The 12,638-nt window shown below is 57.6% G+C and carries 13 protein-coding genes and 1 pseudogene; 12 read left to right on the top strand and 2 right to left on the bottom strand.

Translation table 11 applies throughout. The features are described from left to right. Nucleotides 1-3: 3 nt before the first annotated feature. The 10 genes and pseudogenes from dxr (at nucleotide 4) to DA792_RS08045 (ending at nucleotide 9,807) form a co-directional block, all read left to right on the top strand. Nucleotides 4-1,169: pseudogene (gene dxr / locus DA792_RS08085) on the top strand (1-deoxy-D-xylulose-5-phosphate reductoisomerase). A gap of 46 nt (nucleotides 1,170-1,215) precedes the next feature. Then, complete coding sequence (gene rseP / locus DA792_RS08080) at nucleotides 1,216-2,553, top strand: RIP metalloprotease RseP (RefSeq protein ID WP_107719504.1); 1,338 nt, start codon at nucleotides 1,216-1,218, stop codon at nucleotides 2,551-2,553. Between the two features lie 182 nt (nucleotides 2,554-2,735). Then, entirely contained in the window at nucleotides 2,736-2,867 is a 132-nt protein-coding gene (locus DA792_RS23065; protein WP_269771042.1) for a hypothetical protein, read from the top strand. Between the two features lie 223 nt (nucleotides 2,868-3,090). Beyond that, entirely contained in the window at nucleotides 3,091-5,436 is a 2,346-nt protein-coding gene (bamA, locus tag DA792_RS08075) for an outer membrane protein assembly factor BamA (RefSeq protein WP_107719503.1), read from the top strand. After that, on the top strand, nucleotides 5,436-6,089 hold the full coding sequence (locus DA792_RS08070; protein ID WP_107719502.1) for an OmpH family outer membrane protein: 654 nt from the start codon (nucleotides 5,436-5,438) through the stop codon (nucleotides 6,087-6,089). Before bamA ends, DA792_RS08070 begins: the two co-directional genes overlap by 1 nt. Nucleotides 6,090-6,250: 161 nt before the next feature. Continuing rightward, nucleotides 6,251-6,715, top strand: a complete 465-nt coding sequence (gene fabZ / locus DA792_RS08065; protein WP_107719501.1) for a 3-hydroxyacyl-ACP dehydratase FabZ — start codon at nucleotides 6,251-6,253, stop codon at nucleotides 6,713-6,715. Between the two features lie 14 nt (nucleotides 6,716-6,729). Continuing rightward, the gene (lpxA, locus tag DA792_RS08060; protein WP_107719500.1) at nucleotides 6,730-7,530 is read left to right on the top strand and encodes an acyl-ACP--UDP-N-acetylglucosamine O-acyltransferase; all 801 of its coding nucleotides are present in this window, start codon (nucleotides 6,730-6,732) and stop codon (nucleotides 7,528-7,530) included. Between the two features lie 10 nt (nucleotides 7,531-7,540). Continuing rightward, on the top strand, nucleotides 7,541-8,335 hold the full coding sequence (locus tag DA792_RS08055; RefSeq protein WP_107719499.1) for an LpxI family protein: 795 nt from the start codon (nucleotides 7,541-7,543) through the stop codon (nucleotides 8,333-8,335). Beyond that, nucleotides 8,332-9,474, top strand: coding sequence for a lipid-A-disaccharide synthase (gene lpxB, locus DA792_RS08050; protein ID WP_107719498.1), 1,143 nt, complete (start codon nucleotides 8,332-8,334; stop codon nucleotides 9,472-9,474). The genes DA792_RS08055 and lpxB overlap by 4 nt, the downstream gene beginning before the upstream one ends. A gap of 57 nt (nucleotides 9,475-9,531) precedes the next feature. Next, nucleotides 9,532-9,807 carry a c-type cytochrome gene (locus DA792_RS08045; protein WP_107719497.1) on the top strand — a complete coding sequence of 92 codons (276 nt, stop codon included), beginning with the start codon at nucleotides 9,532-9,534 and terminating at the stop codon, nucleotides 9,805-9,807. Here the strand turns inward: DA792_RS08045 and DA792_RS08040 are convergent. Further along, nucleotides 9,797-10,183 carry a lysozyme inhibitor LprI family protein gene (locus DA792_RS08040; RefSeq protein WP_107719496.1) on the bottom strand — a complete coding sequence of 129 codons (387 nt, stop codon included), beginning with the start codon at nucleotides 10,181-10,183 and terminating at the stop codon, nucleotides 9,797-9,799. The two genes, DA792_RS08045 and DA792_RS08040, sit on opposite strands and share 11 nt — an antisense overlap. 1 nt (nucleotide 10,184) lies before the next feature. Further along, entirely contained in the window at nucleotides 10,185-11,330 is a 1,146-nt protein-coding gene (gene mnmA, locus DA792_RS08035) for a tRNA 2-thiouridine(34) synthase MnmA (RefSeq protein ID WP_107719495.1), read from the bottom strand. A 125-nt stretch (nucleotides 11,331-11,455) separates the two neighbouring features. Between mnmA and sciP the strand changes: the two genes are divergently transcribed. Both sciP and ctrA read left to right on the top strand, forming a co-directional pair. Further along, on the top strand, nucleotides 11,456-11,734 hold the full coding sequence (gene sciP / locus DA792_RS08030; RefSeq protein ID WP_009571890.1) for a CtrA inhibitor SciP: 279 nt from the start codon (nucleotides 11,456-11,458) through the stop codon (nucleotides 11,732-11,734). A 117-nt stretch (nucleotides 11,735-11,851) separates the two neighbouring features. Continuing rightward, nucleotides 11,852-12,571, top strand: a complete 720-nt coding sequence (ctrA, locus tag DA792_RS08025) for a response regulator transcription factor CtrA (protein ID WP_107719494.1) — start codon at nucleotides 11,852-11,854, stop codon at nucleotides 12,569-12,571. The last annotated feature ends 67 nt before the right edge of the window (nucleotides 12,572-12,638 follow it).

The following is a 12,638-nucleotide window of genomic DNA, read 5'->3' as shown; positions in this document are numbered from 1 at the left end:
TCCATGCGACGTATTTCCATTTTCGGCGCGACCGGCTCCATCGGTCAGTCTACGATTGATCTGATCCGACGCGACCGCGAGGCCTATGATGTGGTGGCGCTGACCGGCGGGCGCAATGTCGATCTTTTGGCCCATGACGCCCGCGCTCTTGGGGCCGAGGTCGCAGTGACCGCCTATGAGGACTGTTTGCCCGCGCTGCGTGAGGCGTTGTCTGGCACGGGCATTCAGGCCACGGCGGGGGACCACGCGCTGCTTGAGGCCGCCGAACGCGCGGTCGATTGGACCATGTCGGCAATTGTGGGTGCGGCGGGGCTGGCCCCCGGTCTTCATGCTTTGCGCCACGGCACCACCTTGGCGCTCGCCAACAAAGAAAGCCTTGTGACGGCGGGGTCTTTGTTGATGCAATCGGCCCAAAGCCACGGCGCGCGGATTTTGCCGGTGGATTCCGAACATTCGGCGGTGTTTCAGGGCCTTGTGGGCGAGGATCAATCCGAGGTCGAGCGGGTGATCATCACCGCCTCGGGGGGCCGTTTCGCGACTGGTCCTTGGAGCGGCTGAAGAATGCGCGCTTGGCCGAGGCCTGCACGCACCCGTCTTGGGACATGGGGCAGAGGATCACGATTGATTCCGCCTCGATGTTCAACAAGGCATTGGAACTCATTGAAACGCGAGAATATTTTGGCTTTGCGCCGGAACAAATCGAAGTGTTGGTGCATCCCGGCTCCTATGTGCACGCGCTGGTCGGGTTTCGCGACGGGGCGCTGATGGCGCATCTGGGCGCGCCCGATATGCGTCATGCCATTGGCTATGCGCTGCATTGGCCAGAGCGGCGCGATTTGCCGGTGGCGCGGCTGGATCTGGCCAAAATCGGCACGCTACAGTTTGAGGCGCCGGATGAGATCCGGTTCCCGGCGCTCAGGTTGGCGCGCGATGTGATGGCGATTGGCGGCTTGGCCGGGGCCGTGTTCAACGCCGCAAAAGAGGCGGCTTTGGACCTTTTTATTGCCGAAAAAATTGGATTTTTGGACATGGCGCGGATCGTGGAAACGGTCCTCAACGATATGTCATCGGGTGTGAACCTGCGGGTCAATGCCTTGAGCTTGGATAATGTGCTGGAAGCGGATAAAGAGGCGAGAGCCCGCGCTTTCTCGGTGCAAAAAACACTCTAAGGCGGAAACCGCCGCAGAAATAAAGAGATCAGAGGATCGACAGCCCATGGAAATCACCGCGCTCCTGATGAGCTTTGGCAACACCATTTATACCGTCATCGTGTTTGTCATTGCCTTGTCGATCATCGTCACCGTGCATGAATATGGCCATTACATCGTCGGGCGCTGGTCCGGGATCAAGGCGGATGTATTCTCTTTGGGCTTTGGCAAAGTGATCTGGTCGCGCACGGACAAACGCGGCACGGTGTGGCAACTCGCGGCGCTGCCTTTTGGGGGCTATGTGAAATTCGCAGGCGACGCCAATGCCGCCTCCGCTCCCGATGCCCATGCGGTTGAGGGCATGAGCCCGGATGAGGCGCGCCACACCATGCCGGGGGCACCGCTTTGGGCGCGCACGCTCACTGTTGCGGCGGGGCCGGTGTTCAACTTTCTCTTTTCGGCGCTGGTGTTTGTCGCTGTGCTGTTCACCATGGGCAAATCCGGCGACGTCTTGATCGTCGATGAGATTTCCAAAATGCCGATTGAGGTGGGCATCGAGCCGGGGGATAAGATCATCGCGATTGCCGGCACGCCTGTGCCCGAAGGTCTTGAGGGCTATAGTGATTTTATCGCCAGCCTGCCGCATGAGATGAGCTTGCCCTATACCGTTCTGCGCGATGGTGTTGAGCAAACTGTCGAGGCACCGCATCCGTTTCCGGCGCGGATCGACGAATTTAGCATGAAATCCGCCGCCAAAGACGCAGGGCTGGAGACCGGCGATATGGTCACCGCGATTGACGGCGTGGAGGTTGCGACCTTTGGTGATCTTTTGGCCTATTTCAGCGATTTCAAAGGCGGCGAAGCAACCCTGACCGTGCTGCGTGATGGTCAAACCTTTGAAGCGAAAATGACGCCGCGCCAACGTGATCTGCCGCTCCCCGAAGGCGGGTTTGAGACCCGCTACATGATTGGCATCGCGGGTGGCACCTATTTCACCATCGGCTCGGTGCCTGTGTCCTTTGGCGAGGCGGTCAGCGCCGGTGTGGGCCAAGTCTGGGCGGTGATTTCTCTGTCCTTGTCGGCGATTTACAACATGTCGATCGGGGCGATTTCGGCCTGTAACCTGTCGGGCCCGGTGGGGATCGCACAGGTCGTGTCCTCGGCGGCCTCGGTGAGTGTGTCCTCGTTCTTTTTGACCATCGCGACGCTTTCAACGGCGATCGGCCTGATGAACCTGTTTCCGATCCCGGTGCTCGATGGCGGGCATTTGGTGTTTTACGCCTATGAGGCTGTGCGCGGCAAACCTTTGCCGGACCGAGCCGTGGGCGTGATGATGACCGTGGGTCTTGTGGTGATCCTGAGCTTTATGGTGCTGGGGCTGTCTGCGGATCTGTTCTGCGTCTGATCAAAACATACGGTCTCCGCGATTGATCCGCGATTGAGGGGCCGTTTTTTCAAGGTGATTGAGAAAACGGCCCAACTCTTGCCATATTCGGGATGTATCCCTCTGTCTGAGCGCCGATGTGGCGCGCGACATACCGAAAAAGGCCCGGTGTATGGGGCTGAGACAGAGAGGATGGGACTGAGATGACCGCAATCCGTGCAAGCTATCGCAGCCTTTCGCAATTGGCCGATCTCAATTGGGATCGTCTTTTGTACGCGGCAACGATCACCGTGGCGCTTGTCGCCGGTGCGTTTTTTGGCCAGTTTTTCTTGTAAACGAGAGCTGAACATGTGGGGGACCTCCCCCGGGCACAAAGCTGCATCTTTATGATTTCAAAGCAGGGGCTTTCGCATCGCGAGGGTCCTTTTGTTTTGCGCATGACACCTTCGCGTATATGCCACAGTGTTAAGGCCCCTGTGCTGCGGGCTAGGCTTTTGACAAGAGGCCGTAATCCCGGTACTCAGCTACAACGTTTTGTGGAATTTCGAGAAAGCTGTCATGGTGTCCATCATTCAAAAGTCGACCCGTCGCAAACACCGCATTGCTGCGCGTGCCTTTGCCCTCTCTTTTGCAGCTTTTGCAGCAACTTCAGTGTCTTATGCCGTATTTCCCACGGCAGCACAGGCGCAGAGTTATCGCTTTTCCAACGTGACGATCGAAGGCGCACAACGCGTTTCGGCCGACACCATCCTGTCCTACGCGGGAATCGCTCGTGGTCAAAGCGTCTCAGCCGCTGAGCTGAATGACGCCTATCAAAAGGTTTTGGGCTCCGGCCTGTTTGAAACCGTCGAATTTGTCCCAAGCGGATCGACTTTGCTGATCAAAGTCAGCGAATACCCGGTGGTGTCGCGCATCTCGATTGAAGGCAACCGCAAAATCTCTGATGACGCGTTGATGCCGATGTTGTCGACGCAGGTGCGCCGGGTCTATTCGCCCGCCACCGCCGAAGCCGATGCCGCCGCATTGACCCAGGCCTATGAGGTCAAAGGCCAGCTTGTCGCCACCGTGACCCCGAAAATCATCCGCCGCAACGACAACCGCGTGGATGTGGTGTTTGAGGTGACTGAGGGCAAAGGCGTTGAAATTGAACGGCTGAGCTTTGTCGGCAACCGTGAGTTTTCTGACAGTCGCCTGCGCCGCGTTTTGGAAACCAAACAGGCGGGCATTTTCCGCTTTATCATCGGCAAAGATACCTATGCCGAAGACCGCATCGAATTCGACAAGCGAGTGTTGATGGATTTCTACACCTCGCGTGGTTATGTCGATTTTCAGGTGTTGAATGTGGCCGCCGAGTTTTCGCGCGAACGCAACGCCTATTTCCTGACCTTCAACGTGCGCGAAGGCCAGAAATACGATTTTGGCACGATTTCCACCGTCTCCGGCATTGATGAGGCGGATGCCGAAGAGTTCCAAAAAGTGGCGAATATCCGCAGCGGCCAAACCTATTCGCCGCTGGCGATCGACAATGTGATTGCGCGGATGGAAACGCTGGCGACCAAGAAGGGGATTGATTTCCTTCGGGTTGAGCCGCGCGTGACCCGCAATGACCGCGATCTGACGCTGGACATCGAATTTGCCCTTGTGCGTGGCCCGCGCGTGTTTGTCGAACGCATCGACATCGAAGGCAATGCCACCACATTGGACCGCGTTGTCCGTCATCAGTTTAAAGTGGTCGAAGGCGACCCGTTCAACCCGCGCGAAATTCGCGAAGCGGCGGATCGTATTCGCGCGCTTGGCTTTTTCTCCAACGCTGATGTGAACACCCGCGAAGGCTCCTCGGGCGAGCAGGTCGTGGTGGACGTCAATGTCAGCGAAAAGCCAACCGGCTCGTTCACCTTTGGCGCAAACTTCTCTGTGTCTGACGGGGCGAATCTTGTGGCCTCTTTCAGTGAGGCAAATTTCTTGGGGCGGGGACAAAGCCTGTCCTTCAACCTGACCACGAAGCTGGACGACGGGAACCTGTCGTTCAACTTTGCCGAACCGGCTTTCTTGGGGCGCGATGTGGGCTTTGGTCTTGGGGCTGGGATCAGCAGCTCGCAACCGGGCTACGCCGAGCATGACCTGCGCCGGGCGTATCTCTCGCCGCGCCTGTCCTTTCCTGTGTCTGAAAATGGCGTTTTGACCCTGAACTACCGGGGCGAATGGAGCGAAGTTCGCGAGGTTGACAGCAATTACGCCGATCTGCCGTCTCAGATCCAAAACGACATTGACGCGGGCGGGGTCATCACCCATTCGCTTGGCTACAGTTACAGCTATGACACCCGCCGCACCGGGCTTAATCCGAACGCAGGCCTCCTGTTCAAATTTGGTCAGGACTATGCCGGTGTGATTGGCGGCGACGTTGATTTTACCCGCACCTCGGCGGAACTGACTGGTGAGATGAAAGTCCTGAACGAAGAGGTGACCCTGCGCGCCACCGTTGAGGGCGGGATCATTGAAAGCGATGATGGCACTCGTGTGTCCAACCGCTATTTCAACAGCTCCTCAATCATGCGCGGGTTCGAGCCGGGCGGCATTGGTCCACGCTCGTCCACCAATGATGTGGCTCTGGGCGGCAACTATTACGCCGTGGCGCGGCTTGAAGCGAATTTCCCGCTGGGCCTGCCAGAAGAATATGGTCTCTCGGGCGGTTTGTTCTTTGACTATGGCTCCGTGTGGGGGCTCGATGATGCGTCGGGCATCATTGCAGGCAGTGACGATCCAAATTGGCGTTCTGTTGTCGGTGCGTCGATTTTCTGGACCACCCCTCTGGGGCCGCTGCGCTTTAACTTCACCAAAGCGTTGGACAAAGAAGAGTATGACAAAGAGCAAAGCTTCGATCTGACCATTTCCACGAGCTTCTGATGTCGGGTCTCCGGCTGTGGTCTTTGGCGGTTGTTGCGGCAGGAGTGTCTCTCTTGGCGGGCGCGCCATTGGCCACGGCCCAAGACGCCCCGAGCAGCGAAATACCACAAGCTCAGCCAAAACTGACCTTTCCGATTTTGGCGTTTGATCGGTCGCGGGTGATTTCGCAGAGCCAGATGGGCATGGCCCTTGAGGCAAAAATTGAGGCCGCTCGGTCTGCTCTTTTGGTCGAGAACGACCAAATCTACGCAGATCTCGAAGCCGAAGAACAAGAAATTTCAGATCAGCGCCCGATGATGACCGATGAGGCCTTTCGCGCGCGGGCCGCAGAATTTGACGCTAAGGTCACCGAGGTGCGCGACCAGCAGGACGAAAAGGCGCGCGATGTCCAAAGCCTCTATGACAGTGGTCTGGAAGAGTTGGAAACGGAAATGAATGCGGTTTTGACCCGTGTCGCGCGTGATCTTGGCGCCGTGGTGGTGCTGGAACGGCAACAGGTTTATTTGATGGCCGGGTCGATTGATGTGTCAAAAGTTGTGATTGATCAACTGGATGCACGTCAGGCTGAACGCGACGCCGCGGACGCCCAAGAGCCGACCACGCCACCCGCCGAAGACAGATCGACAGAAGACACCCCCGCGAGCGCCGACTGAGTCCAACAGTCTCCAGACCGCTTGTCACGGCGGGGCGCTGTTGGTAGAAAACAGGACGAATTTCACGCCAGACTGGCACATGGGACTGATCTGGCCCGTATGTTCGGCCCCGGCGTCGCGTTACACAGATAAAAATAAGATCAAAGGCCGAGGGAAGAGATATGACGGACCACTTGAAAACCGCCGATATTGATTTGATTCAACGGATTTTGCCGCATCGCTATCCGTTTTTGTTGGTGGATCGGGTGGTTGACATCGACACCAGCACCGGCTGCACCGGTATCAAAAACGTCACCTTCAATGAACCGCATTTCACCGGGCATTTTCCCGGCATGCCGGTGATGCCCGGCGTGATGATTGTCGAGGCGATGGCGCAAACGGCGGCTGTGTTGGTCGGTGTGCATATGGATCTGGCCGACAAGGTCTTTAACGTGTTCTTTATGAACATCGACGGCTGTAAATTCCGCCGCAAAGTGGTGCCGGGCGATCAGCTGAAGATGCATGTCACGGTCAAACGCGGCGGTGGCAAAGTGTGGAAATTCGATGGCCGAGCCGAAGTCGATGGCGAGGTGGCCTGTGAGGCCTCGTTTACCGCGATGATGGATCTGTCTGCGTCCAACACCTGATCAGGAGCGATCTCATGAGCCTCATCGACCCAAGCGCCAAGATCCATCCGTCTTCTGTCATTGAAGAGGGGGCCGTGATTGGCGCGGGCTGCCAGATTGGCCCGTTTTGTGTGATCGGGCCCAAGGTGCGGCTGGGGACAGGGGTTGTGATCAAATCCCATGTGGTGATTGAGGGCATGACCGAGATCGGTGATGAGACCACAGTGTTTCAATTTGCCTCGATCGGAGCGATCCCGCAGGATTTGAAATTCAAAGGCGAAGAGACCCGCCTTGTGATCGGCAAACGCAACCGCATCCGCGAATATGTGACGATGAACCTCGGCACCGAAGGGGGTGGCGGGGTGACGCGCGTCGGCGACGATGGCTTGTTTATGGCCTCCGCCCATGTTGCCCATGACGTCCAGATCGGCGATCGGGTGATTTTGGTCAATTCAGTCGCCGTGGCCGGGCATTGTGTGATCGAAGACGACGTGATTGTCGGTGGGCTGTCGGGCATTCACCAATGGGTGCGGATCGGCCAGGGCGCCATCATCGGCGCGCTTTCCATGGTCACCGCCGATGTCTTGCCACATGCGTTGGTCCAAGGTCCGCGCGCGGAATTGGACGGGCTTAATCTGGTTGGTCTCAAACGCAAAGGTGTGGCCCGCGACGACATCAATCAATTGCGCGCCGCGTTTCAGATGCTCAAACAGGGCGAAGGCGCGTTTAAAGATCGCGCCCACCGCCTGTCGGAGGATTTTGACAGCGATTATGTTGCCCGCATGGTGGCCTTTGTGATGGGCGACAGCGACCGCGGATTTTTAACGCCAAAATGAGGGCGCGCCGATGACGTCCCCGGCCAAAAGAACCGCGATCATCGCCGGATCGGGCCGTTTGCCCGCCACATTGGCGCAGGCACTGGTCAATCCGGTCTATGTCACCTTCTCAGACATTGCGGTGCCCAAAGGCGCGGAACATATCTCGGCACGGGTCGAAAAACTTGGAAAGCTTTTCAAAGAGTTGAAAGCGCATGATGTCGTGGCAGTCACCTTTGCGGGGGCCATGGCGCGGCCCAAAATCAATCCGGTGCTGATGGATCGCCACGCGCTCAAACTCGCCATGTCTTTGGGCAAGGGCGATGATGGTCTGCTGCGCGAGGTGATCGCTTTGTTTGAATCCCAAGGCTTCATCATCCGCTCGGCGACCGAGATTTGCCCGGATTTGGTTTTGGAAAAAGGCACGCTTTGGGGGCGTAAACCGACCGCGCAGGACGAGGCGGATGCGGTACGGGCAAAATCCGTCTTAGATGCGCTGTCGCCCTTGGACGTTGGCCAAGGCGCGGTCTGCGCCGGGGGCCAGATGTTGGGCATTGAAACCGTGCAGGGGACGGATGCGATGTTGGCCTATGTCGCGCAAACGCCCGATCATTTGCGCCGCGCGCCGGGAGTGTTTGTCAAAGTTCCCAAACGCGGTCAGGACCTGCGCATCGACATGCCGACCATTGGCCCGGACACGATCACGGCGGCGCGTGATGCCGGGCTGGGCGGGGTCGTCATTCCGGCTGAACAGGTGATTGTTTTGGACGCCGATGCGGTCAAAGCGCGGATTGCGGAGGCGGGCATGTTCTTGAAAGCGATATGAGCCTGAAGGTTTTTGTCATTGCCGGAGAGGCCTCGGGCGACAAATTGGGCGCGTCTTGCATGGCCGCGCTCAAAACGCTCTGTGATGTGGAGTTTCGCGGTGTCGGTGGCGCGATGATGACGGAGGCGGGCCTGTCGAGCCAATTTCCGATGTCCGAACTGTCACTGATGGGGATCATGGAGATCCTGCCGAAGTATTTCCACCTCAAACGCCGCATTCGCGAGGTGGTCGAGGCCATTCTGGACTGGCAACCTGATGTGGTTTTGACCATTGATAGCCCGGATTTTTGTCTGCGCGTGGCCGACATCGTCAAAGCCCGCTCTGACATTCGCGTCTGTCATTATGTTGCCCCGACGGTGTGGGCATGGCGGCCCGAACGGGCGGCGAAAATGGCCGCCCGTGTGGATCAAGTGCTGGCGCTGTTCCCGTTTGAGCCGCCGTATTTTGAAAGCGTCGGTCTGCGCTGTGATTTCGTCGGCCACCCGGTCGTGACCGATGAGATCGCAACCAAAGACGAAGTCGTCGCTTTTCGCGCGAAACATCAGATCGGCGATGCGCCCTTGGTCTTGGTTCTGCCCGGATCGCGCAAAGGCGAGGTCACGCGGTTGGCCGAGACCTTTGGTGCAGCCTTGGATTTATTCGCCCAAACCCATCCCAGCGCGCGGGTCGTTTTGCCGATGGCGCAGGGCGTCGAGGATGTGGTGCGCGATTTGACGTCGCAGTGGTCCGTGCCGCCGATCCTGATCGAGGCCACGGACCGCGCGGAAAAACGCGCCGCCTTCAAAGCCGCCGATATGGCGCTGGCGGCCTCTGGCACGGTGTCCTTGGAATTGGCGGCGAATGATACGCCGATGGTCATCGCCTATAAAATGAATTGGCTGACGCAAAAGATCGTCGAGCGCAAATTGCTGATCGACACGGTGACCCTGGTCAATCTTGTGTCTGAAACCCGCGTTGTGCCGGAATTTTTGGCGCAAAAGTGTGTGCCCGAGAAAATCGCCCCGGCACTGAGCGTCATCCTTTTGCACCCAGAGGCACAAAGTGACGCGCTCTCAGTGACGATGGAGCGGCTTGGCCGTGGTGGCGACGCCCCAGGCCTGCGCGCGGCACGGGCGATTTTGGACGGCATCGCTGGGTAGCTCTGGATCAACGACAGATCGCTTCAGCGGCGCTACTCTACGGACAGGAGGCGCAAAATGGCCCGTTTTCTCGTTCTAATGATGGTGATGGCCGTGCCGCTTTACGCCGATCCGCTGGGTGATTCTGCGCAAGGCGCGCTGATTTATGCCCAATCCTGTGCCCGCTGTCATCGCGATGTGGCCCAGCTTGATCTCGCGTCGGCAACGCCAGAGAATTTGATGCTTTTTCTCACCCGCCACCGCACGCGCTCGGATCAGGGCTCGGATCAGGACCGGGCGGATTTGGTGGCGTATCTGTTGCCTCAGGCCCCCACTCAAGAGCTCAGCGAATAGCGCCGCGCAGTTCTGCCTCGCGTGCGCGGGTCAACTCAATCCGGCAGGAGCGGATCGCAATCCCCGTGCCTGAACCACCGCCATAGGTGCTGCCGACAAAGTCACATTGCGCGGCGCGGTAGGTCTCCCACGCCTGTTGCGCCGCCTCCAAAGCGGGCAGGGCAACAGAACGCTCGGTGATCTCATCCAACTCTGTCGCCGAAGCACGGGCAAAGCCGAGGATGGTCTGCATCGACTGCTCCGCCGCATCCTCTTGCAGCGCCACACAGTCCGCGATCTCAACCTGAGAGCCGCCACCACATTCCCCCGCCGGATCAGACAGTGCCACAGTGGGCAAGATCAAGATCGCGATGATTGCCAGCGCCAAGTGTCTCATTTCAATATCCGCGCCAAATCCAGCCGCCGCCAAAAATGCGCGGGCTGTCACTGTCGTAGAACACACAGGCCTGACCGGGTGAGACGCCTTCTTCGGCGACAAACAATTCGACCTCGGCTTCGGTGTCGGAGATCGGCCGGATGATCGCATCACGCGGCGGTCGGGTCGAACGCACCCGAACCATCACATGCCATTCGTCGCGCGAGGTAAACGGTTCATCGCCCAGCCAATTGATTTCGCGCACCGGAATTTTGCGGGTGGCAAGCATGTCTTTTGGCCCGACGACGACCTGTTTTTTGTCGACATCAAGTTTGACCACATAAAGCGGATCGGCCAGCCCGCCGATGCCAAGCCCGCGGCGCTGCCCGATGGTGTAATGAATCACCCCATTGTGAGTGCCCATGATGTTGCCCTCATGATCGACAATCTCGCCGGGGTCCGCCGCACCAGGGCGCAGTTTTTCGATCACCTGGGCGTAATTGCCGTTTGGCACGAAGCAAATATCTTGGCTGTCGGGCTTGTCCGCCACACTCAACCCGTATTTCGCCGCCAGCGCCCGGGTCGCATCTTTCGATGGCAAATGGCCCAGCGGGAAGCGCAGGTAGTCAAGCTGCTCGGGCTTGGTCGAGAACAGGAAATAGCTTTGATCGCGGTTCGCATCCGCCGCTGAGTGCAATTCAGGCCCATTGGCGCCCATCACGCGCTGAATATAATGGCCTGTCGCCATGCAATCGGCATCCAAATCCTTGGCGGTTTCCAACAGGTCCTTGAACTTCACCCGCTCGTTGCAACGGATACAGGGCACAGGCGTGGCCCCGGCCAGATAGCTGTCGGCAAACTCATCAATCACCGCGTCTTTGAACACGTTTTCATAATCGAGCACATAATGCGGAAATCCCATCTCTTCGGCCACGCGGCGCGCGTCATGAATGTCGCGTCCGGCACAACACGCGCCTTTCTTGGCCAAAGCGGCCCCATGGTCATAAAGCTGAAGCGTGACACCGATCACATCATAGCCTTCTTCGGCCAGTTGCGCGGCCACAACAGAGCTGTCGACACCACCCGACATCGCCACGACGACGCGGGTGTCTTGGGGGGCTTTGGCAAAGCCCAAAGAGTTCAGCGGGAGAGCGCCGTCATGAGACATGAACAAATCCTTTCGGGAATAGGACCATAATATAGGAAAATACGAGCTATTCTCAAGGGGCGGTTTCACCCCCCATTAAGGGAGTTGTTGCAAAAGAGGGGTGCAATTTAACGAAGGGTGAGCCCATGTATCTCAAAAAAGTCGATGGACCGCGCGCGGTGACCCTCCCGGACGGGTCCATTATGACCCGCGCTGACCTGCCTCCGGCAGAAACGCGCCGCTGGGTGGCGTCACGTAAGGCTTCGGTTGTCAAAGGTGTGGTGTTTGGACTGATTCCCCAAACTGAGGCGCTCAAACTCTACGGATTGTCCGAAGAAGAGTTCAATTCTTGGAAAAATGCGATTTCTGAGTACGGGGAAGCGGCGTTAAAGGCCACTGCAGTGCAAAAATATAGACAACCTTGAGTTGAAAATGCGAAAAGGTTAAAACTGGTAACGTGTAGTTAACCATTTTTGACCATCTTCCTAAGGAGCGAACGCAACAAGAACGCTTATTAGAAGATAGCAACGGAGATTTAGGGTATGCGTATTTTGCTGGTTGAAGACGACCCCACCACCTCGAAAAGCATCGAACTGATGTTGTCGCATGCGAATCTAAACGTCTACACGACTGATTTGGGTGAAGAGGGCATCGATCTCGCCAAACTTTATGATTACGATTTGATCCTTTTGGATCTTGGTCTGCCGGATATGAATGGTCACGATGTGCTACGCCAATTGCGTTTGGCCCGTGTCGATACACCGATTTTGATCCTGTCCGGGGCCGATGACACCGAGAATAAGATCAAAGGGTTCGGATTTGGCGCGGACGATTACCTCACCAAGCCGTTCCACCGCGAAGAATTGGTCGCCCGTATCCATGCGATCATCCGCCGATCCAAAGGCCATTCGCAATCCATCATCCGCACTGGCAAAATCGAGGTCAATCTCGATGCCAAAACTGTGTCTGTGGGGGGCAAACCCGTGCATCTGACCGGCAAAGAGTATCAAATGCTCGAATTGCTGTCGCTGCGCAAAGGCACCACGCTCACCAAGGAAATGTTCCTCAACCACCTTTACGGCGGTATGGATGAGCCTGAACTCAAAATCATCGACGTCTTTATCTGTAAGCTGCGCAAAAAACTGGCCAATGCCACAGATGGCGACAATTACATCGAAACCGTGTGGGGCCGTGGCTATGTGCTGCGCGATCCGGAACCCTCTGCGGGCGGTATGGATGAACAAATGGCCGTGGGCGCTTAACCTGCGCACGCCAGTTCTTTGCTCAGGGCCTTTCTGATGATGGGTCCGACCGAAATGTAACGATTGG

Origin of the sequence: Celeribacter baekdonensis (assembly GCF_003047105.1) — a bacterium.
In the GTDB taxonomy this organism is placed as follows: Bacteria; Pseudomonadota; Alphaproteobacteria; order Rhodobacterales; family Rhodobacteraceae; genus Celeribacter; species Celeribacter baekdonensis_B.
Note: the sequence above shows the minus strand (reverse complement) of the source record. Positions and strands in the feature narration are given on the sequence as shown.